This is a genomic window from Pyxidicoccus sp. M15 (genome assembly GCF_056858435.1).
The window spans coordinates 2,179,192-2,205,307 of sequence record NZ_CM166495.1; the positions used below are offsets into that span (position 1 = coordinate 2,179,192).

General features: G+C 70.4%; 24 protein-coding genes. 9 read left to right on the forward strand and 15 right to left on the reverse strand.

Annotation, left to right across the window (positions count from 1 at the left end; all coding sequences use genetic code 11):
• Positions 1 to 133 precede the first annotated feature (133 nt).
• The gene (locus ACX9TP_RS08690; RefSeq protein ID WP_482979263.1) at positions 134 to 685 is read left to right on the forward strand and encodes a YceI family protein; all 552 of its coding nucleotides are present in this window, start codon (positions 134 to 136) and stop codon (positions 683 to 685) included.
• A 164-nt stretch (positions 686 to 849) separates the two neighbouring features.
• Positions 850 to 1,545: a pirin family protein gene (locus ACX9TP_RS08695; RefSeq protein WP_482979264.1), complete on the forward strand. Its 696-nt coding sequence runs from the start codon at positions 850 to 852 to the stop codon at positions 1,543 to 1,545.
• A gap of 52 nt (positions 1,546 to 1,597) precedes the next feature.
• Here the strand turns inward: ACX9TP_RS08695 and ACX9TP_RS08700 are convergent, their stop codons facing one another.
• Positions 1,598 to 2,317, reverse strand: a complete 720-nt coding sequence (locus ACX9TP_RS08700) for a hypothetical protein (RefSeq protein ID WP_482979265.1) — start codon at positions 2,315 to 2,317, stop codon at positions 1,598 to 1,600.
• Between the two features lie 61 nt (positions 2,318 to 2,378).
• Positions 2,379 to 3,278 carry a histone deacetylase family protein gene (locus tag ACX9TP_RS08705; RefSeq protein WP_482979266.1) on the reverse strand — a complete coding sequence of 300 codons (900 nt, stop codon included), beginning with the start codon at positions 3,276 to 3,278 and terminating at the stop codon, positions 2,379 to 2,381.
• 139 nt (positions 3,279 to 3,417) lie between these two features.
• On the opposite strand from ACX9TP_RS08705, the gene ACX9TP_RS08710 reads away from it, so the two are divergent.
• Complete coding sequence (locus ACX9TP_RS08710; RefSeq protein ID WP_482979267.1) at positions 3,418 to 4,653, forward strand: vWA domain-containing protein; 1,236 nt, start codon at positions 3,418 to 3,420, stop codon at positions 4,651 to 4,653.
• Between the two features lie 156 nt (positions 4,654 to 4,809).
• Here the strand turns inward: ACX9TP_RS08710 and ACX9TP_RS08715 are convergent, their stop codons facing one another.
• From ACX9TP_RS08715 to ACX9TP_RS08735, 5 genes are all read right to left on the reverse strand, one after another.
• On the reverse strand, positions 4,810 to 6,465 hold the full coding sequence (locus ACX9TP_RS08715; RefSeq protein ID WP_482979268.1) for a hypothetical protein: 1,656 nt from the start codon (positions 6,463 to 6,465) through the stop codon (positions 4,810 to 4,812).
• A complete protein-coding gene (locus ACX9TP_RS08720; RefSeq protein WP_482979269.1) occupies positions 6,462 to 7,286 on the reverse strand; it encodes an ABC transporter ATP-binding protein in 825 nt (274 codons plus the stop codon). The genes ACX9TP_RS08715 and ACX9TP_RS08720 overlap by 4 nt, the downstream gene beginning before the upstream one ends.
• Before the next feature lie 90 nt (positions 7,287 to 7,376).
• The gene (locus tag ACX9TP_RS08725; RefSeq protein WP_163996180.1) at positions 7,377 to 7,754 is read right to left on the reverse strand and encodes a response regulator; all 378 of its coding nucleotides are present in this window, start codon (positions 7,752 to 7,754) and stop codon (positions 7,377 to 7,379) included.
• 163 nt (positions 7,755 to 7,917) lie between these two features.
• Entirely contained in the window at positions 7,918 to 8,787 is an 870-nt protein-coding gene (locus ACX9TP_RS08730; RefSeq protein ID WP_482982136.1) for an amidohydrolase family protein, read from the reverse strand.
• Positions 8,788 to 8,870: 83 nt separating this feature from the next.
• A complete protein-coding gene (locus ACX9TP_RS08735; protein WP_482979270.1) occupies positions 8,871 to 9,101 on the reverse strand; it encodes a hypothetical protein in 231 nt (76 codons plus the stop codon).
• Between the two features lie 300 nt (positions 9,102 to 9,401).
• Here ACX9TP_RS08735 and ACX9TP_RS08740 point away from each other — a divergent pair, with 300 nt between their 5' ends.
• Positions 9,402 to 9,680, forward strand: coding sequence for a hypothetical protein (locus ACX9TP_RS08740; protein ID WP_482979271.1), 279 nt, complete (start codon positions 9,402 to 9,404; stop codon positions 9,678 to 9,680).
• Positions 9,681 to 9,791: 111 nt separating this feature from the next.
• Here ACX9TP_RS08740 and ACX9TP_RS08745 read toward each other — a convergent pair whose 3' ends face one another.
• The 3 genes from ACX9TP_RS08745 to ggt form a co-directional block, all read right to left on the reverse strand.
• Positions 9,792 to 11,831 (reverse strand): M3 family metallopeptidase, encoded by a 2,040-nt coding sequence (locus tag ACX9TP_RS08745; RefSeq protein ID WP_482979272.1) that lies wholly within the window; start codon positions 11,829 to 11,831, stop codon positions 9,792 to 9,794.
• 179 nt (positions 11,832 to 12,010) lie between these two features.
• Positions 12,011 to 12,793, reverse strand: a complete 783-nt coding sequence (locus tag ACX9TP_RS08750; protein WP_482979273.1) for a TatD family hydrolase — start codon at positions 12,791 to 12,793, stop codon at positions 12,011 to 12,013.
• Between the two features lie 4 nt (positions 12,794 to 12,797).
• Positions 12,798 to 14,600 carry a gamma-glutamyltransferase gene (ggt, locus tag ACX9TP_RS08755; RefSeq protein ID WP_482979274.1) on the reverse strand — a complete coding sequence of 601 codons (1,803 nt, stop codon included), beginning with the start codon at positions 14,598 to 14,600 and terminating at the stop codon, positions 12,798 to 12,800.
• 466 nt (positions 14,601 to 15,066) lie between these two features.
• On the opposite strand from ggt, the gene glmU reads away from it, so the two are divergent.
• On the forward strand, positions 15,067 to 16,470 hold the full coding sequence (glmU, locus tag ACX9TP_RS08760) for a bifunctional UDP-N-acetylglucosamine diphosphorylase/glucosamine-1-phosphate N-acetyltransferase GlmU (RefSeq protein WP_482979275.1): 1,404 nt from the start codon (positions 15,067 to 15,069) through the stop codon (positions 16,468 to 16,470).
• A 111-nt stretch (positions 16,471 to 16,581) separates the two neighbouring features.
• On the forward strand, positions 16,582 to 18,417 hold the full coding sequence (gene glmS / locus ACX9TP_RS08765) for a glutamine--fructose-6-phosphate transaminase (isomerizing) (protein WP_482979276.1): 1,836 nt from the start codon (positions 16,582 to 16,584) through the stop codon (positions 18,415 to 18,417).
• 73 nt (positions 18,418 to 18,490) lie between these two features.
• Here glmS and ACX9TP_RS08770 read toward each other — a convergent pair whose 3' ends face one another.
• The 5 genes from ACX9TP_RS08770 to ACX9TP_RS08790 all read right to left on the reverse strand — a co-directional run bounded on the left by ACX9TP_RS08770 (position 18,491) and on the right by ACX9TP_RS08790 (position 21,500).
• Positions 18,491 to 19,426, reverse strand: a complete 936-nt coding sequence (locus ACX9TP_RS08770; RefSeq protein ID WP_482979277.1) for a serine/threonine-protein kinase — start codon at positions 19,424 to 19,426, stop codon at positions 18,491 to 18,493.
• Positions 19,427 to 19,553: 127 nt separating this feature from the next.
• Entirely contained in the window at positions 19,554 to 19,814 is a 261-nt protein-coding gene (locus tag ACX9TP_RS08775; protein WP_482979278.1) for a hypothetical protein, read from the reverse strand.
• A gap of 107 nt (positions 19,815 to 19,921) precedes the next feature.
• Positions 19,922 to 20,419 carry a DUF3106 domain-containing protein gene (locus ACX9TP_RS08780; protein WP_482979279.1) on the reverse strand — a complete coding sequence of 166 codons (498 nt, stop codon included), beginning with the start codon at positions 20,417 to 20,419 and terminating at the stop codon, positions 19,922 to 19,924.
• Entirely contained in the window at positions 20,416 to 20,892 is a 477-nt protein-coding gene (locus tag ACX9TP_RS08785; RefSeq protein WP_482979280.1) for an anti-sigma factor family protein, read from the reverse strand. The genes ACX9TP_RS08780 and ACX9TP_RS08785 overlap by 4 nt, the downstream gene beginning before the upstream one ends.
• The gene (locus ACX9TP_RS08790; RefSeq protein ID WP_482979281.1) at positions 20,889 to 21,500 is read right to left on the reverse strand and encodes an RNA polymerase sigma factor; all 612 of its coding nucleotides are present in this window, start codon (positions 21,498 to 21,500) and stop codon (positions 20,889 to 20,891) included. Before ACX9TP_RS08790 ends, ACX9TP_RS08785 begins: the two co-directional genes overlap by 4 nt.
• 205 nt (positions 21,501 to 21,705) lie before the next feature.
• On the opposite strand from ACX9TP_RS08790, the gene ACX9TP_RS08795 reads away from it, so the two are divergent.
• The 3 genes from ACX9TP_RS08795 (at position 21,706) to ACX9TP_RS08805 (ending at position 26,116) form a co-directional block, all read left to right on the forward strand.
• Complete coding sequence (locus ACX9TP_RS08795) at positions 21,706 to 22,515, forward strand: hypothetical protein (RefSeq protein WP_482979282.1); 810 nt, start codon at positions 21,706 to 21,708, stop codon at positions 22,513 to 22,515.
• Positions 22,516 to 22,627: 112 nt separating this feature from the next.
• Positions 22,628 to 23,716, forward strand: a complete 1,089-nt coding sequence (gene recA / locus ACX9TP_RS08800; RefSeq protein ID WP_482979283.1) for a recombinase RecA — start codon at positions 22,628 to 22,630, stop codon at positions 23,714 to 23,716.
• A gap of 216 nt (positions 23,717 to 23,932) precedes the next feature.
• Positions 23,933 to 26,116, forward strand: coding sequence for an alkaline phosphatase D family protein (locus ACX9TP_RS08805; protein WP_482979284.1), 2,184 nt, complete (start codon positions 23,933 to 23,935; stop codon positions 26,114 to 26,116).

Here is a 26,116-nt window from a genome sequence, read left to right on the forward strand (position 1 = left end):
AGGATGTCCGTATCATTATGATAGATATCCCTGCTGGAGCCGTGGTGCTTTTCAGTGATTCCAGTGGGTTGAGCGGTGGCCCGGCGGTTGCTCAAGGAGGGGTCAGGACACGCTGAACACGGGAGAAACGAACATGGCCATCCAGACCTGGAACCTCGACACGACGCACTCCACCCTCGGCTTCATGGTTCGCCACATGGTGGTGGCGAAGGTGCACGGCCGCTTCACCCGCTTCGAGGGGAAGGTGGTGCTGGACGGGGAGGACCTCACGCGCGGCTCGGCGGAGGTGAAGATTGAAGCGGCGAGCCTCGACACCGGTGTGGAGCAGCGCGACAACCACCTGCGCTCGCCGGACTTCTTCGACGTGGCGGCCTTCCCCAAGCTCATCTTCCGCAGCAAGCGCGTGGAGGCGGCGGGCAAGGGCCACTACCGCGTGACGGGAGACCTGACGATTCGCGACGTCACGCGCGAGGTGGTGCTGGACGCGGAGCTGCTGGGCCGCATGAAGGACCCGTGGGGCAATGAGCGCCTCGCCTTCCAGGCGTCGACGAGCATCGACCGGAAGGACTTCGGGCTGAAGTGGAACCAGGCGCTGGAGACCGGCGGCGTGCTGGTGGGCGAGCGCGTGGACATCTCCGTGGACGTGCAGGCGGTGGCGGTGCCCGCGACCGAGAAGGCGGCGTGAGCGGGAGCGCGCCGGGCCGCCCGCTCAGCCGGCGGCAGGTGACGGGAGGGCTTGTGGCCAGCGCGTCCGGGCTCGCGGGCGGCGCGCTGCTGTCCCGCCGCCCCGAAACTCAGGCGGCCCCTGCCGCATCTGTGTTGCAACAAGGAAAGGAAGAGAGGCAGGCCATGATCTACGTTCGCTCCGGTGAAGAGCGGGGGCATGCCAACCACGGTTGGCTGGACTCGCACCACACGTTCTCCTTCGCGGACTACCACGACCCCGACTTCATGGGGTTCCGCGCGCTGCGGGTCATCAACGAGGACACCGTGGCGGGGCGGCGGGGCTTCGGCATGCACCCGCACCGGGACATGGAAATCATCACCTACGTGCTGGGCGGCGCGGTGGAGCACCGCGACAGCATGGGGACGCGCGCCATCATCAAGCCGGGCGAGGTGCAGCGGATGACGGCGGGCACGGGCGTGCTGCACAGCGAGATGAACCCCTCCGAGGAGCCGCTGCACCTGCTGCAGATATGGATTCTCCCCAACGCGGCGGGGCTGAAGCCGGGCTACGAGCAGAAGGCGTTCGACGCGCGGGAGCGCCAGGGGCGCTTCCGGGTGGTGGCGTCTCCGGACGGGCGTGACGGCTCGCTGACGGTGCACCAGGACGTGGTGCTGCACGGCACGCTGCTGGGCCGTGGCGAGCAGGCGGAGTACGCGCTGGCGCCGGGCCGGCACGCCTGGGTGCAGGTGGCGCGGGGCTCGGGCACGCTGAACGGGGTGAAGGTCAAGGCCGGTGACGGCGTGGCCGTCTCCGAGGAGGCGCGGTTGGTGCTCGCCGCACAGGAGCCCATCGAGGCGCTGCTGTTCGACCTCGCCTGAGGACTCGCGGAGCGCGCGTGGAGACACGCCGCGCTCCGCGCAGGCCGTTGGCTCAGCGGATATTGATGGTGATGCCGGTGGTGGCCTTGCGCCCATCCTCGCTGGTGGCGACGAGGGTGGCGGCCAGCGGCAGCCGCGTGGTGGAGCGGTCCGTGTAGAGGAAGAGCTGCCGGGTGGTCTCGCCCGCTTCGATGGTCAGCGGGTCCGCCCTCACGCGGGACGTGGCGGCCTCGAACGTCAGCGTCAGCTTCCCGGTGAAACCCTCGGCCCGCGTCACCGTCACCGGCACCTGGACGCTCTGACCCGCGTAGAGGTTCACCTGGCGGGGCTCCACGGCGATGGAGAAGTCCGGCTGGGGCGCGGGCTTGGGGAGCACGACGATGAAGAAGGTGGCGCCCGCGGCGAACTCGTTGGTCGGGTCCTCCGCCAGGAGCAGCGTCTGGACGAGGCCCGAGGTGGTGATGGTCGAGGCCACCGCGAGCGTCGGGGTGGCGGTGATGCTCTCCTCCTCGGCGGGGAGGAGGACCTCGGGCAGGAGGGTGATGCCCTCGGGGGCTCTGGCGAGGGTGAGGCGGATGTTCCCGCGGTTGTCGGCGATGCGGGTGAGCGTCAGCTCCACGGGGATGTTCTCCCCGGGGGCGAGGCTGACGGTGTCGGGCGCATTGACCTCGACGCTGTAGTAGGGCTCGTTGCCGCCGCACGACGCGGCGAGCACGCTCCCCAGGACGAGAAGGCTCCAGCGGAAGGTGGACTTCAGGTTCGTGGGTCTCATAGCGGGGTCCAGCATCCGCCCGACGCGTCGCGCGAGCAAGACGACCCGAGAGCAGGCGTGCTCAGCGAAACACCGCGAGGGCGGTTTCATACGTGCCCACATGCGCGTCGATGGTGGCGGAGAGCGGCTTCGCATAGCCGCCGCCGAGGGTGAGCACGGCGGGGAGCCCCCGGCGACGGGCGGCCTCCAGCACGATGCGGTCTCTTTCGCGCAGCCCGGCATGGGTGAGGGAGAGCCGGCCGAGCGCATCCTCGGCGAGCGGGTCCACGCCCGCCTGGAAGAAGAGGAGGTCGGCGCCGGCGGTGTCCAGCACCTCGGGGAGGTGGAGGGCGAGCGCGTCGAGGTAGCCGTCATCCCCGGTGTCGTCGGGCAGGCCCACGTCGCGGGTGGAGGGCTGCTTGCGGAAGGGGAAGTTGTGCTCGCCGTGCATGGAGAAGGTGAAGACGGAGTCGTCGCCCGCGAAGATGGCGGCGGTGCCGTTGCCCTGGTGCACGTCGAGGTCGACGACGACGGCGCGGCGGATGTGGCCGCCCGCCTGGAGGGCGCGGATGGCCACGGCGATGTCGTTGAAGACGCAGAAGCCTTCCCCGTGGTCGGGGAAGCCGTGGTGGGTGCCTCCGGCGAGGTTGCCGGCGATGCCGTCGCGGAGCGCGGCACGGGCGGCCTCGAGGGTGCCGGACACGGCGGCGCAGGAGCGCGCGACGAGGGCGGGAGACCAGGGGAAGCCGAGCCGGCGGATTTCGGCCTCGGTGAGGGTGCCCTGGAAGAAGGCGTCGAGGTAGCGCGGCGTGTGGACGCGCTCCAGGGCCTCGCGGGAGCAGGGGCGTGACTCGGTGAGGGAGCCGGGGTGGAGGACGCCGCGCCCCACGAGGGCCTCGCGCACGAGGCGGTACTTCTCCATGGGGAAGCGGTGCCCGGGCGGCAGGGGCACCTCGTAGCTGTCCGAGTGGAAGACGCGCATGCGCGGCGGGAGCCTGGCGCCCGGGTGTGGCTCATGCAACCCGGGGCGTAGAACTTCCGGCGGGGTCGTCCGTTAACGAGTCGAACGCGCGCGCAGGACCCATCCAAAAACCGCTGTTTCCGTCCCCTTGGAGAACGCCATGGACCTCAAGTCCCTGACGCGAGCCGTGCTGTCGGCCGCGCTCGCCACCACCCTGTCTTCTGCTCCGGCCCTGGCCGAGGCTCCCCCTGCCGCCCAGGCCAGGAAGCCCGCCGAGGTCGCGAAGCCCGCTCCACAGCCGGCGCAGGTCGCGCCGAATCAGGCCCAGGGCGCGCGTCCGGAAATCGAGGTCGTCTTCGTGCTCGACACCACCGGCTCCATGGGCGGGCTCCTGGAGGGCGCGAAGCGGAAGATCTACTCCATCGCCTCCCGCATCGCGCAGGGCCGGCCGACGCCGCACCTCAAGGTCGGGCTCGTGGCGTACCGCGACGTGGGCGACGACTACGTGACGAAGCGCTTCGAGCTGAGCGATGACCTGGACACCGTCTTCGCCAACCTGCGCCGGTTCGAGGCGGGCGGCGGCGGTGACGCGCCGGAGCACGTGGGCCGGGGCCTCGGCGAGGCCGTGTCCAAGCTGTCCTGGAGCCAGAACCGCGAGGTGATGAAGGTCATCTTCCTCGTGGGTGACGCGCCCCCGGCCGAGCGCAACGACGACTGGAACTTCAAGCACTGGGCGAAGCGCGCCCGGGAGAAGCACATCGTGGTGAACACGGTGCGCTGCGGCTCGGACGGCGAGACGGAGGTGGCCTGGCGCCACGTGGCGAAGCTCACGGACGGCACCTTCGACAGCATCGACCAGTCCGGCGGCATGGTCGCCGTCGCCACGCCGTTCGACGCCGAGTTGGCGAAGGTGAACTCCGAGCTGGCGTCGAAGACGCTCTACACCGGCCGCGCCGAGGTGCAGGCGGCGAATCGCGCCCGCGCCGATGCCATGGCGGGCCTGGCCCCCGAGGCCGCGGCGGAGCGCATCAGCTACATGAAGAAGACGCGCGCCGCGGCGAAGCCCTCCGCCGGGGCTGCCTCGGCCGCGATGGAGAGCAGCGCTCCGGAGGCGGTGGGCGGCGCGGTGGACCTTGTCGCGGCCCCCGCGGCCCTGGCGAGCGTGAAGGGCGAGGAGCTGCCGGCGGAGCTGAAGGGCCTGAGCAAGGAGGCCCAGACGGCGAAGGTGAAGCAGCTCGCCGAGGAGAAGAAGGTGCTGGAGGCCAAGGCCGCGAAGCTGGCGGCGGACCGGGACACGTGGCTCACGAAGAACGTGTCCGAGAAGGAAGACACCTTCGATGCCAACGTGATGAAGGGTGTGAAGGCGCAGGCCGCGAAGCACGGCATCGCGTACTGAACCTGGACGCGGAGCTCCTTCCAGACCTTGCGCTGGGCGCGCCCGGGCAGGCTCTGCGGCCTCCTGTTCGGATATGTCGGGGGTTTCGAGACGCGAAATGTCCCGACATTTCCGAACAGGACGGTGCCGGGAGCGTCCGGTCAGCTCAGGCCGGCGCTACTCCCGCGTCACCGCGTGCAGCACCCGCTCGCGTCGCTGGTCCAGCAGCCGCAGCGCCAGGGGCAGCACGCCCCGGTAGAGCGCCACGTTGAGGCCCGCGCACAGCGCAAGCATCGCCACCGTCTGCCACGTGGGCCCGTCCTTCCCCGCCAGCCGCAGGGCCCAGCCGAAGGGCATGCACCCGGTGCTGGCCGCGAAGATGCCGAGCATCGACGCCGTCAGCGGCACCTTGTCCCGCCGCTTCAGGCTCGCGTGGAACTTCACCGGGAAGAGCAGCGACAGGAAGTTGCCCGCCGCCAGCAGCACCGGCACCACCGCCGCCACCGCCGCCATGGCGCACAGCATGTCCACCATCGTCCCGAAGCCGAAGTACACCCGGTAGAACAGCGCCACCAGCACCGCCATGCCGAGCGCTCCCGCGCCCTGCACCCCGTTCTTCGCTCGCAGCACGTCCGCCAGGTCCACCGGCGCCGCCAGGAACACGGCGAAGCCCTGCCCGTCATAGCCGAAGGTGTTCTGCGAGAACGTCGACGCAATCACCACCGCGCCATAGATGCACAGGCCGCCCATCAGCCACGCGTCCGCGGAAGCGCCCAGCAGGAAGACGAACAGGTCCCTCCCGGACAGCAGCTTCAACAGAATCGCCAGGATGAAGGGCACCGACGCGAGCAGCCGCGCGCGCGGGTTGCGCCACAGGTCCAGGGCCTCGCGCATCACCAGCGTGGAGAACCGCGTCCGCGTCCGCGCGAAGGGATTGGTGTCCCCCGAGTCCGTCGCCCGAGCGCCCGCGCGTCCCGCCTGCCGGTGGAAGCGCATCAGCAGCGCGTACGCCACCGCCATGCCCACGGAGGCGAAGAAGAACAGCCCGCCCGCCTCCATCAGCGCGATGCGCAGGCGCCCCAGCGCGAGCTGTCCCAGCCCGTCCCCGAAGAAGCCCGGCGGCACCTGCCCCAGCGCCACCGCCGCGTTGATGATGAGCGTCATGTCCAGCGCGCTCACCCCCGCCTCGCCCACCTCCGTCAGCCACGACGTGTCGATGGGCGGGATGAACGACGCGGCGACGAGGAACGCCACCATGCCCCCGCCCATGATTCGCGCGCTGTGCTTCGCGCGCAGCACGTTGATGACCGCGTACAGCGCCACCCGGCTCCACGCCGCGCACAACAGCGCGAACAGCACGTACAGCCCCACCGCCAGCCACGGCGCCCTCAGCCGGTGCACCGACGCGAAGCCCAGCGCCGCCCCGGTGAGCGGCGCGTAGAACACCAGCGCGCGCGGCTCGAAGAGGCTCGCCACCGTGGAGGCGATGAGCAGCCGGTACGGTGAGATGGGGAACGCCGCGTACCGGCTCAGCTCCGAGTGGTCATCCACGCCCGCCGACAGCAGCGGCCACGTCACCCACACCGAGAAGGTGACGAAGCAGAGGAGGTTCAGGATGAAGTACGGCCACACGCCGCTGTGCGCGACGGGCCCCAGCCGCATCAGCGCGAAGAAGAACAGGCCCAGGAAGAGGCCGGGCGCGCTCGACGCCAGGAACACGCCCACCGCCAGCAGCCGGCTCTTCCCCGGCCCCCGGTTGAGCCCGATGTCGAAGCGCAGCCCCCACAACAGCCACAGGTGCCGCAGGAAGCCGGGCACGGCCGGGCGGCTCATGCGGACTCCCGGCGCGGCACGGGCTCGGGGGCCGGCGCCGCTTCCGCGTAGAAGGACAGGCGCGCGTTGCGCGAGGCCGGCACGGCGATGAGCTTCTCGAACACCGCCTCCAGCGAGGGACAGTCGTACCGCTCGAGCAGCGTCCCCACCGGCCCCTGGTCCAGCATCCGCCCGCCGCGGAGGATGCCCGCATGCGTGGCCAGCCGCTCCGCGATTTCCAGCACGTGCGTCGTGAGCAGCAGCGTCACCCCGCGCCGGCTCAGCTCGCGCAGCAGCTCGCGGATGACGCCCGCCGCCAGCACGTCGATGCCCTCGAAGGGCTCGTCCAGCAGCACCAGCTCCGGCGCGTGGATGAGCGCCGCGGCGATGGCCAGCCGCCGCCGCATGCCCTTGGAGTACTCCGCCACCAGCGCGCCGGCCTTGTACGTCAGCTCCGTCAGCTCCAGCAGCTCCGTGGCGCGCGAGGCGGCCTCGTCGCCGTCCAGCCCGTACATGCGCGCGCAGAAGGTGAGGTACTGCCGGCCGGTGAGCCGCTCGAAGAGGCTCAGCTCCTCCGGCACCACGCCCACGCGCCGCTTCACCTCCATGGGCCTGGCCACCGCGTCCACGCCCAGCATGCGGATGGTGCCCGCGTCCGGGCCATACACGCCCGTCAGGAGCGCGATGCTGGTGGACTTGCCGGCCCCGTTGGGCCCCAGGTACGCGTAGAAGGCCCCGCGGGGAATCTGCAGGTCCAGGCCGTTGAGCGCGGTGAAGCCGCCGAAGCGCTTGACGAGCCCGCGTGCGTCGACGGCCAAATCATCGGAGGAGGGGGGCGACATGAAGTGCCCGCCATCACACCCGAGCCCGGCACTCCGGTACAGCCCCCCTCGGACGATGGGAGGATGGGCGGGAGGCGGGGCCGCCGCACGTCAGTGGACGAAGGCCATCTCCGGCGGGCCGGCGATCTGCTGCACCGTCATCCGCACCTTGTCCAGGTCCACGGGCTTGGAGATGTAGCCGGCGGCGCCGACCAGCTCCGCTTCCCACTCGAAGCCGTAGCCGGAGATGATGATGATGGGCAGGCCGCGCGCGCGGGGCATCTTCTTCAGCGCGTCGAGCAAACCCCAGCCGCTCATCACGGGCATCCGAAGGTCCAGCAGCACGGCGGAGGGCATGTCGCCCTCCAGCAAGTCGAGCGCCTCGCGACCATTGGCCGCTTGAACCGTTCGGTAGCCCATCTCCTCGAGGGCATCGCAGATGAGCGTGCGGTGACTCGCGTCGTCATCGACGACCAGGATGTGGGACATGGCAGGGCCTCAGGGGAGCAGCGGCTCTCAGACCGCGAAATTCTATGGGGGGCAAGATGGGAACTCCCATTCCATTCCGGAAGGGGCTCCGCCACTTTTCAACAGCCAACGACTCCCGCACGGAGGACTTGCTCCGGGCCCCTCCAGGACACGCCGGCCCCCCTCATTCCCCATACAGCCGGAGTGCATTCTGACCCAGGATGCCCGCCAGGGCCTCGTCACCCAGCTTCAGGCCGAGCAGCGTCTTGAGCTCGCGGTCCCACGCGTAGGGGATGTTGGGAAAGTCCGTCCCGTAGAGGACGCGCTCGGGCCGCACCTCCAGCGCCCCACGGGGCAGGGGGACGGGGAAGTAGCCGGACACCGCCATGGTGGTGTCGAGCCAGAGGTTGTCATGTCGCTCGAGCAGGCGCGCGTAGGCGTCGAACTCGTCCGCCCCCAGGTGGGGGATGCACAGCTTCAGCGTGGGGTGCGCCTCGAGCACGCGCTCCACGCGCTCGGCGCCGCAGAGCGCGTACGTGTCGCATTTGTAGTCCGGGCTCGAGGGCTCCCGGCCGGCATGCATGACGAGCGGCCGTCCCGCCCTCGCGCACGCGGCATAGATTTCGTGGAGCTCGGGCGCGTCCGGGGCGAAGCACTGCACATGGCAGTGCAGCTTCACCCCCCGCAGCCCGAGGGCGAAGGCCTCCTCGAGAATCGACACGGCCCCCTCCTCGCCGGGCAGGACGGTGGCCAGCCCCAGCACGCGGGGCTCGGCGCGGGCCACCTCCGCCACGTACGCGTTGAGGGCGCGGGCCATGCCCGGCCGGTGGGCGTAGTGGAGCGCCACCACCCGGCTCACCCCTCGCGACAGCAGGAAGGACACCACCTGGGGCGTGTGCAGCTTGTAGCGGATGGGCCAGCCGTACTGGTCGAACCAGCGCCACACCGCCTCGAAGACGCGGTCCGGGAAGAGGTGGACGTGCGCGTCCACCACCGGGGGAAGCCCCTCGGGCAGGCGGAGCCCCTCCGTGTCGGAGAGCGCGGGCATGGGCATGCGGATGCCCGTGTCACGCCACGTGGGCGAGTGGGCGAGGCACGGCTCGGGTGCGTCGGTGGGGGTCGGCACGGAGGGAAGGCCTACTCCTTCTTCGCGCCGCCGTCCTCTGCCTCGCCGTCCGTCCGCCGCAGGTAGGTGTTGTGCGAATAACCCTGGCGCGCCAGCCGCTGGGACTCGATGGCGTCCGCGACCTTGGCGCACACCTGGCCGAGCATGCGCAGGGACTCGGCGAGCAGTCGCTCCGCGTGGTCCTGCGCGTCCGCGGCCTGGATGGTGGTGCGCTCTTTGCGGAACAGCCCGGGCAACTTCATCCCGGGCAATTTAAGGGACGCGCCGGCCACACGCCACCGGCCTCCCGGCGCCCGCCGACCTCCCGCCTTTCCAAGGGGATGATCGCGCAGCCGACCCGCGAGGCTGCTTGACTGGATTGACAGGCCCGAAAATTTACACTTTTGGGCAGTCGTCGCTGGCGAGGGGGCCCGCCACCCCTGAAAGCGTCGTGTAAGCGACTGGATTTCGAGGCCATTGACGAATTTTCAGGAGGGGGGATGACACGAAGTTAATTCGTCCCTACATTGCCAACCGTCGGATTTACGGCAGAGGAGCTGCGCATGGCTTACGACGGCGAGCTGGTGAAGATGGAGAACGGTCGCTGGGCGCGGTTCCAGCGGTGCCAGGTGTACCGCCCGGGCGTCGAGGACGCGGGCGAGACGATGCTGCTGATCGCGGTGGAGCTGGAGGAGCGCTACCAGCTTCTGCTCGACGGAGCGGCGGATTCCCTGGCCCAGTACCGGTTCCAGGGCGTGCCCGTGCAGGTGCGGCTGGACCCCGACGCGCAGGCCATCACCCTGCAGCCGGAAGTCTCCGCGCTCGCACCCGCGGTGCACTGACGCCTCACTCCGCGTTGGCGGAGCTGACGGGAATTGACCGATTCACAACACATGGGGCCTCGCGATTCACATCGCGGGGCCCCGTGCTTTTACAGCCCCTGGCGTGGAGCGTCAGGCGCCGTCCAGCCAACGGGTGTAGGCCCCGAAGCCGTACTCGCGGCCGAGGAAGTCCCTCACCAGGTCGGCCGCGTCCTTGGAGCCGCCCGGCCCCAGCACGGCGTCCCGGTAGCGCCGCGCGGTGGCGGGGTCCATCAGCCCGTGCTGCTGGAAGGGCGTGAGCAAATCCCGCGCGATGACGAGTGACCAGAGGTAGGCGTAGTAGGCGGAGGAGTAGTAGCCGTCGAGCTGGGTGAAGGAGAGGTGGACGTAGGCGTCGCTCGCGGTGCGGAAGGGCAGGTAGCGCTCATGCAGCGCCTTCACCCGCGTGGTGGTGTCCAGGTTCGCCGGGTCGGCCGTGTGCAGCTGGAGGCTGACGGCGGCGTAGAAGAGCTGCTGGCGCAGCCACAGGCCCTTGCCGAAGGCGTCCGCGCGCCGCATCCGGGCGATGGTGTCCGCGGGCAGCGGCTCGTCGGTGTCGACGTGCCGGGCGAAGCGCTGGAGGGACTCGGGGCGCCAGGCCCACTCCTCCAGCACCTGGGCGGGGGCCTCCACGAAGTCGCGCTCGGTGCGCGAGCCGGACAGGCCGGCCCAGCGCGTGCGGCCGCCGAGGATGTGGTGCAGGAGGTGGCCGAACTCGTGGAAGAAGGTGCGCACCTCGCTGTGCTGGAGCAGGGCGGGGTGGGCGCCGGGCCGGGGGAAGTTGCACGTCAGCACGGCCTCCGGGAGCGCCTTCCCGGCGCGGCCGGTGGCCAAATCCCACTGCGCCGCGTGCGTGTACTTGTCCGGGCGCGGGTGCATGTCCAGGTAGAAGCGGCCCAGCCGCGTGCCGCCCTCGTAGACGTCCCAGGCCTCCACGTCCGGGTGCCACACGGGCGCGTCCGTCACGCGGCGGTAGGTGAGGCCGAAGAGGCCCGCGGTGATGTCCAGCAGGCCCTGCTTCACCCGGGTGTACTCGAAGTACGAGCGCACCCCGCGCGAGTCGAAGTGGTACTGCTCGGCGCGCACGCGGTCCTCGAGGAAGGCCTGCTCCCAGGGCTCCACGCCGGTGGCGTCCGGCGAGTCCTTCCGCTTGCGCGCCAGCAGCGCGGCGTAGTCGTCGCGCGCGCGCGCCTCGGCGGCGGTGGACAGCCGCTCGATGAAGTCCGCGGCGGCCTGGGGCCCGCGCACCATCTTGTCCTCGGAGGCGTAGGCGGCCCAGTTGGGGTAGCCCAGCAGCGTGGCCAGCGCGTGGCGCGCCTCGAGCAGGCGCGACAGCGTCTCGAGATTCCCCGGGTAGCCGCGCCGCCGGTTGACGCGCCAGAGGGCCTCGCGGGCCGCGTCGCCGCGCGCGTACGCCATGAAGGGCAGGTAGTCCGGTGTCTCGGTGGTGATGCGCACGCGGCCGTCCGCCCCGGGCGGGTGCGCGCGCACGTAGTCGTCGGGCAGCCCCTCCAGCGCCTGGGGCGTCACGTCCACGCTCCGCACGTCCTCCTGGATGTGGCGGCCGAACTCCTGGCCCAGCCAGGTGAGCTGCTCGTGCAACTGCCGCAGCTTCTGGCGCGTGGCCGCGTCCCGGTCCACGCCGGCGCGCCGGAAGTCGCGCAGCACGCGCGCCACCCAGCGCCGCGTGGCCGCGTCCTGCCCGTCCAGCTCCAGCGAGGCCAGCGCCTCGTACAGGCGGTGGTCCAGCGAGAGGTCCGTGCGCGCCGCCTCCACCTCCTGCTCGCACGTGCGGCCCGCCTCGCGGAAGGCCGCGTCCGGGTGCGCGTTGGCGGCGATTCCGGAGCGCGCCACGGCGTCGTCCAGCAGGGCCATGGCGTCGTCGTAGGCGGTGAGGGCCGCCACCGTGTCGCGCGGCGCGCGAAGGGCCAGCAGCGCCTTCACGTGGGCCCGGGCCCGCTGGATGTCCTCCGCGCAGGCCGCGAGGAAGCGCTCGGGGGGGGTGGCGAGGTGGCGCCCCGCATCGGGCTCCAGCCGCGCGGCTCCGGTCGGCGGGGCGGGCTTGAGGGAGGATGGGCGGCCGGCGCACCCCGCGAGCGCGAGGGTGACGATGATGACGAGCGTCAGATGCAAATGCCCTCCCTGAAAAGGGGCTGGGGCAACGGGTGGGGGCGTGGGGTATTTCCGCTGCAAGCTCCTCCAGCAATGACGACGAGCGCGCCATTTCGTCGCAGAAATCCGCGGGAAGGGCCGGCGCTACCCGGGTCGGCTCTCCGGCTGTGAGAAGTTGAAGCGAGCGGGGAGGCAGGCGCTCAGCTGCTCACCTGGAAGAAGCGGATGGCGTTGTCGCGGGCGATGCGGTGGACGATGCGCTCGGAGAGGTTGGCCTTGGCCAGGAGATTGGCCAGGCGCGCCAGGCCGAGGATGTCCCCCGCGCCGTCGCCCGCGTCGGAGTTGAGCACCAGCCGCTCGCTGCCCAGCCGCCGCACCACCGCCACGGCGCGCTCGGCCTTGAGCGCCTCCGGGTGCAGCGTCAGCCCCGCCCAGTGGCCCACCTCCAGGATGGTGCGCACCGTGCGCGCGTTGGCGTGGTCCACCAGCACGCGCGAGGCCAGCACGCCGGACTGGCGCAAGAGCGTGAGGATGCGCCGGGTGTGGCGCTCCTTGTCCACGGTGGGCGTGTGCACCACCACGCGCAGCTTGAGGCTCCGGGCCAGCGCGAGCTGCTCCAGGAAGGCCTCCTCCTCCTCTTCGCCGCCCACGTGCAGCCCCGTCTCGCCCAGGGCCACCACGCGGCCGCCCTGGAAGTAGTCGGGCAGGGCGGAGAGGACCTCCGACAGCCCGCGCCGGGGGATGCAGCGCGGGTGCACGCCCAGGGCCGCATAGGCGCGGATGCCCACGCGCTCCAGCCGGGGGAGCTGGCGCTCCACCAGGTCATCGAAGTGGCGCAGGAGCGCCTTGGACGTGGGCTCCGGGAAGTGGTGCGCCACGACCAGGGCCCGCTCCACCCCGAAGAAGCGCATCGACTCCAGGTCCTGGTCGCTCAGGCCCTCGGGGTGCAGGTGCGCGTCGAAGATGGGAACGGGCTCCGCCAAGGCTTCAGTCCTGCCCCAGGGCCACGCCCTCGTTGCGCGGGTCGCTCGCGGAGTAGCGCAGGCCCGTCTTCGGGTCCACGAACACCGCCTCCGCGTCGCCCCACTGGTCCACCCGGCGCACCTTGTGGCCCTTCGCCTCCAGCACGGACAGCGTCGCCGGCTCCAGGCCCCACTTGTCCACCCACACCTCGTCCGGCATGTATTGATGGTGCACGCGGCCCTCGTTCACCGCGCGCCCCACGTCCATGCCGCTGTCCACCACGTGGCTGATGACCTGGATGACGGTGGTGGGAATGGTGGAGCCGCCCGGGCTGCCCACCGCCAGCATGACCTTCTTCGGGTCCTCCTTCGAGAAGACCAGCGTGGGCGACATGGACGACTGCGGCACCTTGCCGGGCTGGATGGCGTTGGGCTCGCCGGTGATGAGGTTGAACGCGTTGGGCACGCCGGGCTGCGCCGCGAAGTCGTCCATCTCGTCGTTGAGCAGCACGCCCGTGCCCTTGGCCACCACGCACGAGCCGAAGCCGTAGTTGATGGTCGTCGTCAGGGCCACCGCGTTGCCGTCCCTGTCGATGACGGAGATGTGCGTGGTGTTCTTGCGCTCCGGCTCCGTCGACGGCACCGCGGGCCTGTCCGGCAGCGTGGAGCCCTGCGCGCCCGGCACCGGCGGCAGCAGCGACGCGCTCGCCGTGGCCTTCTTCGCGTCGATGGAGCCCGCCAGGTCCGCGATGTGGCCGGGCGACACCAGCCGCGCCGTGGGCACGTCCGAGAAGTCCGGGTCGCCCAGGTACTTCGCCCGGTCCACGTACGCCCGCCGCACCGCCTCCACGTACAGGTGCAGCGCCTCCGCGTCACGGAAGGCCATGCCCTGCGGGCGCAGCTTCTCCAGGGCGCCCAGGACCTGGAGGACGGCCACGCCGCCCGCGCTCGGCGGCGGCATGGTGAGGATGCGGTGGCCGCGGTAGCTGCCCTCCAGCGGCTGGCGGGGGCGCGTCTTGTACGCGGCCAGGTCCTCCACCGTCAGCACGCCGCCGCCGGCCTGCACCGTGTCCGCAATCGCCTTGGCGACGGTGCCCGAATAGAAGGCCTTCGCGCCGCCCCTGGCGATGCCGCTCAGCGTGCGCGCCAGGTCCGGCTGCTTGATGACGTGCCCCAGCGGGGGCATGTCCGGCACGCCCTGCGCGTTCTTCACCAGGAACACGCGCGAGGCCTCCGTGTCCCGGCGCAGGCACTCCAGCCGTCCGGCCCCCATGGAGTGGTAGCGCGGCGTCACCCAGATGCCCTTCTTCGCGGCGGCGATGGCCGGCGCCAGCACCACGGACGGAGACAGCTTCCCGTGCTCCTTCAGGAGCTGCAGGTAGCCCGCCACCGCGCCCGGCACCGCCACCGCCAGCGGGCCGTCCGTGGACAGGCCCGGCACCACCTTGCCGTCCTTCACGTACATGTCCCGCGTGGCCGCTTTCGGCGCCACCTCGCGGAAGTCGAGCACCTTCGTCTCGCCGCTCTTGCCGTCGTGCACCAGCGCGAAGCCGCCGCCGCCGATGCCCGAGTGGTACGGCCCCACCACCGCCGCGACGAAGGCCGCCGCCACCGCCGCGTCCGTCGCGTTGCCGCCCTTCTCCAGCATCTCCAGCGCCGCGGCGCTCGCCTGCGGGTAGGCCGTGGCCACCGCGCCGCCACGGTACGGGCGCGCCGCGTGCGCCACGCACGCCAGCAGCACCACCGACACCGCCAGGCTGCGTACCACCGACACCGCCACGCGTGCGCCGAGGCGCGACGCTTCACTCCTGAAGCTCGTGTCCTTCACCGGTCCAGCCTCCTCGCGGCGCCTGAGCATCCCTGCCTGGCCTTCGTTCTGGGTGATGTGTTACCCAGGGGACAGAAACCCACCCTTCGGGGTCGGGACTCCGGAGCGCCTGACGGACTACAGGACTCCCGGTATGCACGAACGAACCTCCCAGAACCAGGGTTTCAACGAGGTAGAATTTTTCCTCTTGGATTGTGTCCTGAATGGGTGCATCCTCTGGAAATCCTGAACCGTCATCGGGGGAGCGTATGAGCACGCCAGTCGCGCCCGAGAAGAAGACGCCGCCCGGGTCGGTACCGCCCTCGGGTCGGGTGACGGTCTTCCTGAAGCCCTGCTTCGGGATTTCCGTGCAGAGCAACTCGCTGAGTGTCGCGGTCAGCGCCCGGCCTCCGCCGGTTGACACCGGGGAGTCTTCTCCTGCGGGTGCGGTTGACGACTCGATTCCCTGTCCCTAATTCTCCGCCGCATGACAGCTCTGGCGGCGGTGGTGCTGTGCGCGGGTAAGGGCACGCGGATGAAGTCGGAGAAGGCGAAGGTCCTTCACCCCATCCTTGGCAGGCCCATTTGTGCGTATCCCCTGAATCGGGCCCTCGAACTGGGCGCCTCCACCGTGGTGCCGGTGGTGGGACATCAGGCGGAGGCGGTGGAGAAGACGATTCGCGCCTTCTTCCCGGATGCCCCGCTGCACTTCGCCCTGCAGCGTGAGCAGCGCGGCACCGCGGACGCGGTGCGCTCGGCGGAGGAGGCCCTGAAGGGGTACTCCGGCCGCGTCCTCATCCTCTATGGCGACGTGCCGCTCCTGCGCCGCGAGACGCTGCAGGCGCTGCTCGCCGCGCACGACAAGGCCGCCGGGCCCCTGGCGCTCGTGTCCACCCAGCTGGAGGACCCCACCGGCTACGGCCGCGTCATCCGCGAGGGTGGCAAGGTGGTCCGCATCGTCGAGCACAAGGACGCCACCCCGGAGCAGCGCGCGGTGCGCGAGTGCAACGCGGGCATCTACTCCGTCGACGCGGCCTTCCTCTGGAAGGCGCTGGCGCAAATCAAGCCGGCCAACGCGCAGGGCGAGTACTACCTCACGGACCTGGTGGAGATGGCCGCGAAGGAGGGCCCGGTGGGCTCGGTGGAGGCGGACGCCACGGAGACGGCCGGGGTGAATGACAAGGTGGAGCTGGCGGCGCGCGCCCGCGTGCTCCAGCAGCGCATCAACGAGGCGCACATGCGCGCGGGCGTGTCCATCCAGGACCCGGCCACCGCCTACATCGAAGAGGGCGTCGTCATCGGCACGGACACCGAGGTGGGGCCCTCGGTGACGCTCTCCTCGGGCACCATCATCGGCAAGGGTGTCACCATCGGTCAGGGGAGCGTCATCACCGCTTCCACCGTGGCGGACGGCACCGTCATCAAGCCCTACTCCGTGCTGGAGGAGGCGAAGGTCGGCGAGCGGAACGTCATTGGCCCGTTCGCCCGCCTGCGGCCCGGGACGGAGTTGGCCGAAGATGTGCATCTGGGCAACTTCGTGGAAACGAAGAAGGCGCAGATCGGCAAGGGCTCCAAGGCCAACCACCTGACGTACCTGGGCGACGCGAAGATTGGCGCCGGGTGCAACGTCGGGGCGGGCACCATCACCTGTAACTATGACGGTGTGAACAAGCATCTCACTGAAATGGGCGACGGGGTGTTCATCGGCTCGGACACGCAGCTGGTGGCGCCGGTGAAGGTCGGCGACGGCGCGTATGTCGGCGCGGGCACCACGGTGACGAAAAATGTGCCGCCTGGGAGCCTCGCTGTGTCGCGTACGCCACAGGTCACCAAGGAGGGCTGGGTGGCCGCGAAGAAGGCGCGCAAGGCGTCCAAGGTTCAAGCCGGCTGATTCTGATCGGCGCGGCTCTTGCTTGGTGGGCAGCCAGAGAACTGCCCACACGGGTTGTAGGGGAATGCCCCGGATTGCTCTGGCGGGCGTGGGCGTGAGAGAGAGGTCGATATGTGCGGGATTGTTGGTTACGTCGGTGACAAGGAATCTGCTCCCATCCTCGTGTCCGGGCTGAAGAAGCTCGAGTACCGGGGGTATGACTCGGCGGGTGTGGCGGTGGTGAGCCGCAACCAGCTGAACGTGGTGCGAGCCACGGGCAAGCTGCGCAACCTCGAGAGCCGGGTGGTGGCGGATCAGCCGCAGGGCACCATCGGCATCGGTCATACGCGGTGGGCCACGCACGGGCGTCCGTCCGACGAGAACGCCCACCCGCACACGTACAAGAACGTGGCGGTGGTGCACAACGGCATCATCGAGAACCACCTCGCGCTGAAGGAGGAGCTGCGCGCGCGCGGGCACGCCTTCTCCTCCGAGACGGACACGGAGGTCTTCGCCCACCTCATCTCCGAGGAGCTGGAGCGCGGCCTGGAGCTGCCGGAAGCGGTGCGCGCGGCCATCGAGCACGTGAAGGGCACCTACGCGCTGGCGGTGGTGACGGCGAAGGACCCCAACCGCATCGTCTGCACGAAGAACGCGTCTCCCATGGTGCTGGGCATCGGCCAGGGGCAGAACTTCATCGCCAGCGACGTGCCGGCGGTGCTCGAGCACACCCGCGACATCGTCTACATGGACGAGGGTGACCTCGCCGTCGTCACCGCCGCGAAGATCGACATCTACAACCGCCAGGGCCAGCTGGTGAACCGCCCCACGCGCCGCATCGACTGGACGCCGATGATGGCGGAGAAGGGCGGCCACAAGCACTTCATGCACAAGGAAATCTGGGAGCAGCCTCGCGCCGTCGGCGACACGCTGCGCGGCCGGATGCTCCTGAGCGAGGGCGACGTCCACTTCGAGGGCTGGAACCTCTCCGCGGAGAAGGTCCGCTCGCTGAGCAAGGTCACCATCCTGGCCTGCGGCACCTCGTGGCACTCCGGCGTCGCCGGCAAGCACATGATTGAGACGCTGGCGCGCCTGCCCGTCGAGGTGGAGCTGGCCAGTGAGTTCCGCTACCGGGACCCCATCGTCGACAGCTCGCACCTGGCCATCGCCATCAGCCAGTCCGGTGAGACGGCGGACACGCTGGCGGCCTTCAAGGAGGCCAAGGCCCGCGGCGCCACCGCGATGGCCATCTGCAACGTCATCGGCAGCGCGATGACGCGCGAGGCCGAGTTCTCCGTGCTCACCAACGCGGGCCCGGAGATTGGCGTGGCGTCCACCAAGGCGTTCACCACGCAGCTGGTGGCGCTGTACCTGCTGGCGGTGAAGCTGGGCCGGATGCGCGGCACCCTCACGGTGCAGGCGGCGCAGGAGCACCTGACGCACCTGACGCAGATTCCGAAGATGATTGAGGACGTCCTCAAGTGCGAGCCGCAGGTGAAGCGCGTCGCGCGTGAGTTCATGAACGCGCAGGACTTCCTCTTCCTCGGCCGCGGCCCCATGCACCCGGTGGCGCTGGAGGGCGCGCTCAAGCTGAAGGAAATCTCGTACATCCACGCGGAGGGCTACGCGGGCGGTGAGATGAAGCACGGCCCCATCGCCCTCATCGACGAGAAGATGCCGGTGGTGGTGATTGCGCCGAAGCAGCCGCACGTCGCCTACGAGAAGATCATCGGCAACATCGAGGAGGTCCGCGCGCGCGGCGGCAAGGTCATCGCCGTCATCGACGAGGACGACGCGCATGTCGCCAGCCTGGCCGACCACGTCATCCGGATTCCTCCCGCCTGCGCGCTGCTGGCGCCGGTGGTGGCCACCATCCCCCTGCAGCTGCTCGCCTACCACGTGGCGGAGATGCGCGGGAATGACGTGGACCAGCCCCGCAACCTCGCCAAGAGCGTGACGGTGGAGTAGCCGCCGTCACCTTCGACGTGAAGTGACTTCAAGGAGCCCGGGTTCCCCGCGAGGGGGCCCGGGCTTCGTCGTCTCAGCCGATGAGGCCGAGCACGTCCGCCAGCCAGCGCCGCACGTCCGTGCGCGTGGGGTCCTGGCCCGTGTCCAAAGACCAGGTGAGGAGCGCGCCGGCGAGCTCGCCCGCGCTGCGGTAGCGGCTGGCCACGTCCGGCGCCAGGGCCTTGCGGAGGATGGCGGCGAGCGTCCTGTCCATGGTGAAGGGCAGGTGGAGGCGCGCCGCGCGGATGGCCGCCATCACCACGTGCACGTCCGTGGACTCGCGCTGGAAGGGGTGCGTGCCCACGAGCAGCTCATGGAGGACGATGCCCATGGCGAACACGTCCGAGGCGGGGGTGAGCGGCTCGCCGCGCGTCTGCTCCGGGGAGAGGTAGTGCAGCTTGCCCGCGGCCACGCCGTCCGCGGGGCCGATGTCCGCGCCGTGCGCCTTGGCCACGCCGAAGTCGCCGAGCTTCACGTCACCGTCGCCGGAGAAGAAGATGTTGGCGGGGTTGACGTCGCCGTGCACCAGCCCCAGCGGCCGGCCGCTGCGCGTGCGCGCCTGGTGGAAGTAGGCCAGCCCGCGCAGCACTTCGATGCCCACGTGGACGGCCATGTCGGGAGGGAAGGGCCGGCGCTGCTGGTGCAGCGCGCGCATCAGCCCGCCCAGGTCTCCCCCCACCAGCAGCTCCATGGCGATGAAGGGCCGCCCGAAGGCCTCGCCCACCTCCAGCCGCTGCACGAGGTTGGGGTGCTCCAAGAGGCCCATCAGGTCCGCCTCGTCGGCGAAGACCTCCGCGGGCACGTCCCGGCGCATCAGCTTGAGCGCCACGCTGAAGGGCTGGCCGCGCGCGTCCACCGCGTCCGCGAGGAACACCTCCGCCATGCCTCCGCTGCCCAGGCGCGTGCGCAGCAGGTAGTGGCCGAAGCGGCGAGAGGGCACCTCGACGGGGCGGGGGACCGCGACGAGCATGGCCCCGAGTGTACCGCGAAGCCCGCTTCCGTCGCTCGCCGCCCCGCCGCATGCAACGCGCACGATGCGTGCGCATGCAACTTGATTGCATCATTCCGTCAGGCGTGGACGGCGGTGGCGTTGCGGCTCAGTCCTTCTGGCCCAGCTCCAGCAGGACATCGAGGTCCTCGGTCGCGTCCAGGCTCTCGAGCAGCTCCAGGTTCTCCACCACCTCGCGGTCCTCGTCGGTCAGGGGTGGCTGGGCGCGCGGTGTGTCCCTGGACGGCGGAGGCTGGGCGGGGACGGACGGGGGAGGTGGAGGAGGCGCGGGCTCCTGCGCGGCTGCGGGGAGGGCTCCCAGCACGAGGGCCAGGAGGAACAGGGGGACGGCGCGGCTCCAGCGGGCCACGCTCCGCGCGTGGCCAGGCGTCGCAAGAGCGCGCCTCGAGCCGTCGCTCACCGGCACTGCCTCGCGCGTGTGGCCTGTCCCCACCGGAAGCACTGTCAGGCCGGGGCTCACCGGCGCCGCCTCTCGCGCAGGCGCTCGCGCACCTCCTGCCGCTGCTCGGGCGACAGCTGCCGCCAGCGCCGCATGTTCTCCATCATCTGCTCGCGCTTCTCCGGGTGCTCGCGCAGGTACTGCCGCACGCGCTCGCGCATCTCCGCGCGCTCCTCGGGGGGCAGCTTCCTCAGCTCGCGCACGCGCTCGCGCAGCGCCTGCTTCTCGGCGGGCGTGAGCCGCTTCAATTCGCGCAGGTTGGCGCGGATGCGCTCGCGCTCCTCGGGCGGCAGCTTGCGCCAGCGCTCCAGGTTGCCGCGGATGCGCGCCTGCTCGTCCGGAGGCAGCGACTTGAACTCGCGCAGCTTCGCGCGCAGCGCCTCCTTCTGCTCGGGCGTCATCTGCTCGAAGCGCTCGGCCGCCGTGCGGGGCGCTTCCGTCTCCGCGCGCGCCGTGGCGCCCGCCAGCAGCGTCACCACCAGCCCCAGCGCGGCCAGGTCCAGTCGCTTCATCATGGTGTCGCCTCCAGTTCGTGGAGGTTCGCGACGACCTCCAAATCCTCCGCGCTGTCCAGGCCGAGCACCTCGAAGTCCTCGGCCACCTCCAGGTTGGCGGCCAGCTCCATCACCGCCGGGTCCTCCAGCTCGGGTGGTGCGTCGGGGCCGGGGCCCGCCAGCAGCAGCGCCATGCCCACCGCGGCGGCCAGGCCCGCCGACGGCACCAGCACCGCGGGCCGCAGCCACTTCCCCAGCTGCTTCCACCAGGGCAGCGGCAGCGCATCCAGCTTCGCCATCACCGCGCGCCGGGTGGCGGAGGAGGGCTCGTACGCGGGCAGCTCCGCCAGCCGCGCCACGGTGCTGCTCAGCAGCGCGTGCGTGGAGCGGCAGCCGGCGCAGGTGCCCAGGTGGGCCGCCACCTCCTCGCGCCGGGCCGGGGGCAGCTCCCCGTCCACGTACGCCGTCAGGTCCTCTTCGAAACCACAGCTCATGCCCTGCTCCTCGCGGGCGCGGTGCCCGCCTGCAGCTCTTCAATCCTTCGCGCCACCGCCAGCGTCGCGCGGTGGATGAGGCTCTTCACGGCGGCCTCGCTCGCCTCGAGCGCCTCCGCGATGTCCCGGTACGCCATGCCCTCGAAGCGGCACATGGTGAAGGCCGCGCGCTCCCGGGCGCTCATGTCCCCCAGCGCCGCGCCCACCACCCGCTCCAGCTCCCGCCCCGCCAGCGCCTGGTCCGGCCTGTCCCCCTCCGGCCCCGCCATCTCCACCGTCGCCGTCTCTTCACCTTCTGGTGCCTCGGTCGAGGTATGGGACACCCGGTACTCTCCTCGCCGCACCTCGTTGAGGCAGTGGTTGGTGGCCACCCGGAAGAGGAACGTCTTGAAGCGCGCCGTCGGCTTGTAGGCGCCCGCGTGGCGGTAGAGCTTCACGAAGATGTCCTGCGTCAGCTCCTCCGCGCGCTCCCTGTCCCCCACGAAGCGGAAGGCGAACCGCGCCACGCTCGCGTGGTAGCGGTCGAACAGCCAGCCAAACGCCTGGCGGTCTCCCGCGGCCACCTTCAGCATCGCCTGTGCGTCCGAATCCAGGTCCACGGCGGACATCAACCCCGTTGCCCGCAAGAAGTTGCGGGCGCCTTCGCTTTGAACCCAGACCGGGCCCGTGGCTACAGTTTCCTCCGTGCCGGACGCCCCTCGTCTACATCCGCCTACGCACCGGCTCCCGGAGGAGGCCCCGGAGACGCGGCCTCCCGACGTGGCGGCCTGGGAGCCCGTCGTGCCCGGCGCCGTGGAGCAGGACGCCCCGCCCGTGGAAGCAGACGAGGACCTGGACTCCTACTGGGAGGGGCCCTTTCCCTCCCGTCTGGAGCAGCCCCCGCCGCCCGACGCGGTGGCCCCGTCCCCGCGCCACTCCCGCGAGGGCGAGCGCCGCCCTCCCGCCGCCGCCGTCGAGCCGTCCCGGCTCTCGCTGCCGGGCAAGCCCACCCCGCCGCTGGAGCTGCCGCTGCCGGTGCTGGTGCTGACGGAGCAGGTCCGCCGCGTGCCCGCCGCGGAGCGCCCGGAGCTGGCCCTGCGGCTGAACACGCTGCTGGAGCAGCTGGCCTCGGACGGGGGAAGCCGTCAGGTGGCGGACACCTTCCACCGGCTCCTGGAGACCGGGAAGCTGGAGGGGCTGGTGGACACCCGGGGGCGCTCCTGCCGAGCGGTGGCGGTGGAGGCGCTGCTGTCCCTGGGCTTCCCCTACGCCCTGGAGGTGCGGCCGGAGGACCTGGAGCACCTGCGCGCCCACGGGCGCCGCGGCGTGGGCCACGCCATGGGCCCCGCCGTCCCCGGCGCCGTGCTGCTGGCGGGGCTGCTGGCCCAGGTGGCCCAGGAACTGGCGAGGTCCTCCGGGCCTGACAGCCTGGTCACCACGCAGGTAGGTTTCTCTGCGCTGGCCCTGGTGGCCTTGTGGCTTGCCCCGCCGAAGTCCGCCGTATACCGAGTGGGGCTCGGTCTGCTGGCCCTCGTCACCTGCCTCGGGCTGGTGGCGCCACTCTTCGTGGACGGGCAGGTGGGCCTGTGGGCCGTCCTGGGCGGGCTGGTGGCCGCCCTCCTGGCTGCCCTCCGCGAGAGCTGAAGGCCAGGATGCAGGACGGATGTCAGAGGGGTGGACTAGGGTCTACCCATCGCGTACTAAAAGCGCGTTCAGGTGGACCGGGGTGGTCCGCCAATACAAGGAGCAGTCAGAAATGGCCGTGAATCAGGAGAAGGAAAAGGCGATCGAGCTGGCGATGTCCGCGGTGGAGCGCCAGTTCGGCAAGGGGTCCATCATGCGGCTCGGCAAGGACGAGCCGCTGATGCGTGACATCCAGGCCATTTCGACGGGCTCGATCTCCCTGGATATCGCGCTGGGCGTGGGTGGCGTGCCCAAGGGCCGCATCATCGAAATCTTCGGGCCGGAGTCCTCCGGTAAGACGACGCTGTGTCTCCACATCGTCGCCGAGGCGCAGAAGCGTGGCGGCATCTGCGGCTACGTGGACGCGGAGCACGCGCTCGACGTGGGCTACGCCCGCAAGCTGGGCGTGCGCACCGATGACCTGCTCCTGAGCCAGCCGGACACCGGTGAGCAGGGGCTCGAAATCGCGGAGATGCTGGTGCGCTCGGGCGCCATCGACGTGCTGGTGGTGGACTCGGTCGCCGCGCTCGTGCCCAAGGCGGAGCTCGAGGGTGAGATGGGCGACGCCCACATGGGCGTGCAGGCCCGCCTCATGAGCCAGGCGCTCCGCAAGCTCACGGGCACCATCTCCAAGAGCCAGACGTGCGTCATCTTCATCAACCAGATTCGCATGAAGATTGGCGTGATGTTCGGCAACCCGGAGACGACGACGGGCGGCAACGCGCTGAAGTTCTACGCGTCGCAGCGCCTGGACATCCGCCGCATCGGCGCCATCAAGAACGGTGAGAACGTGGTGGGCAGCCGCACCCGCGTGAAGGTCGTGAAGAACAAGGTGGCCCCTCCGTTCAAGGAGGTCGAGTTCGACATCATGTACGGCACGGGCATCTCCCGTGAGGGCGACCTCATCGACCTCGCCTCCAACGACAACATCGTGGAGAAGAGCGGCAGCTGGTTCTCCTTCAACGGGGAGCGCATCGGCCAGGGCCGTGAGAATGCCAAGGACTACCTCAAGGAGCACCCCGAGGTGGCCAAGGACATCGAGGCCCGCGTGCTGGAGAAGTACGGCATCACCAAGGCGCCCGCCGCCGCCGCGCCCGCCGCGGAGGAGGCCCCCGCCGAGGGTGGCAGCGAGAAGCGCGCCCGCGTGAAGGCCGTGAAGTGAGCCGGCGTTAGTCCGGTCCATGCAGCCTGAGTACGAGGGCCGGCCTTCCGCGAGGGGGTCGGCCCTCGTGCTTTTCGCCCCGCGCCCTGCCCGCACGTACCGCTGGTGGATGACACGGTGCGTTGCGCGTTGAGCGCATGCGGATGTTTCCTGGCGGGCAGTTGAGCGACTTAGACTCCGCGCTCTCAGTTTCCAAAACCCGCCCGGAGTCCTGCCTTGTTCGACCCATTCAAGCGTCGCAGTTTCCTTCAAGCCGTCGTCGCCGTCGCGGCGAGCACCGCGGTCGGCTGCAACGATGATGAAACGACGCTGCCGTCGGATGACACCGCGAAGTTCTTCCCGCAGTCGGTGGCCTCGGGCGACCCGCGCCCGGACAGCGTGGTGCTGTGGGTGCGCGCGGTGGACCCGGACAACGCCAGCGCCAACCGGGCGGTGCAGCTGGAGGTCTCCACCAGCGAGGACTTCAGCAGCCTGGTGGTGAACGAGCCCTTCACCGCGCTCGCGGCGCATGACCACGCCCTCAAGGTGAAGGTCACCGGCCTGTCGCCGCGCACGACGTACTACTACCGCTTCACCGTCGACGTGAACGGCCAGAAGGTCAGCACCGCGACGGGCCGCACCCGCACCGCGCCGGCCGCGGGCGCGGACGTGCCGGTGAAGTTCGCCTTCGCCAGCTGCCAGGACTACATCGGCCGCTACTACAACGCGTGGCAGCGCCTGCTGCAGCTCGACGAGGACCTCGACTTCATCGTCTTCCTCGGCGACTACATCTACGAGACGACGGGCGACGCGTCCTTCCAGGACGCCAACGGCACGCGCTCCATCGTCTTCAGCGAGCCGGAGAAGGCGCTGCGCGAGGGCACGGGCCTGACGGCCTTCTACGCGGCCAACTCGCTGTCCAACTACCGCGACCTCTACAAGAACATCCGCACGGACAAGATCATCCAGAAGGTCCACGAGCGCTACCCGTTCATCATCGTGTGGGACGACCACGAGTTCTCCGATGACTGCTGGGGCGACACCGCGACGTACTCGGACGGGCGCTTCAACGAGAAGCAGACGGAGCGCCGCAAGAACGCGGAGCAGGCCTTCTTCGAGTACGTCCCCCTGGACAACACCGCGGCGGCCGAGGGCGCCATCGACATCGACGCGGTGGTCGCCGCCCAGGCGGGTGGGACGAAGATCTGGCGCGACTTCGACTTCGGCCAGCACCTGAAGCTGATGGTGATGGACCTGCGCACGATGCGTCCGGACCACCTCATCCCCGAGGACGCGTACCCGGGCACGGTGGTCATCGACGCGGCGACGATGCCGGCGCCGTACAAGCCGGCCTTCGCGGGTGACACGTTCGCGTACGTCGACATCGACGCGGCGCCGCTCGCCACGTACAAGGCGGCCCTGCAGGGCGCGTACGTGCAGCAGGCGGTGCAGGCGGGCCTCAACCAGGAGCAGGCCGCGGCGAAGGCGGCCACGTGGGTGAAGGGCAACCTGTCGCTGTTCTACGTCAACCAGGTCATCGACGCCGTCAGCGCGGCGCGCGTGGCCGCGGGCCAGACGGCCATTCCGCGCATCGCCATCACCGCGGAGACGCCGCGCGGCGTGGCGTACGTGCACATGGGCAAGCCCTCGAACTTCACCATCCAGGGCTCTCGCTACATCGTCGTGAAGCCGGTGTTCGACCTGTACGCGGGCATCAAGTACCAGCTCTCCGCGCGGGCCAGTGAGAATGCGCTGGGTGACGCCCAGGAGGCCTGGTTCAAGGAGACGGTGAAGGCGGCCAACACCTGGAAGATTGGCGTGTCCTCCGTGTCGCTCACCGCCATGGTGTACGACCTGTCGCAGAAGACGGACATCCCCGAGGCGAACCTGCGCCAGTCCTTCTACTTCAACGTGGACCAGTGGGACGGCTTCCCCACCAAGCGCAAGGAGCTGCTGGGGTACATCCAGGCGAACAACCTGCAGAAGAACACGATGTTCGTCTCCGGTGACATCCACGCGTCCTTCGCGTCCGTGGAAGGACTGGACCCGCAGGACCCCACGAAGGTGGGCGTGCCCACGCTGACGGCGCCGGCCATCTCCTCCGGCTCCATCAAGGAGCTGGCGGGCCGGGCCCTGCTGGGCGCGGGCTACGGCTCGGGCGCGGCGGTGCACAAGTACATCGTCCAGGAGCTGGAGAAGACGCTGCTGGAGGGCAACAAGGGCATGAAGTTCGCCAACGGCGACGCCCACGGCTTCGTGGTGCTCGAGGTGAAGAAGGAAGAGGCCATCGCCACCTTCCACCTCATCCCCAGCACGGAAATCGCGAAGGACTACTCGCTGCGCGCCGACTCGGAGCTGGCGGAGAAGTTCCTGCCGCCGAAGAAGTTCCGCGTCAAGGACGGCGACATCACCGCCATCTGA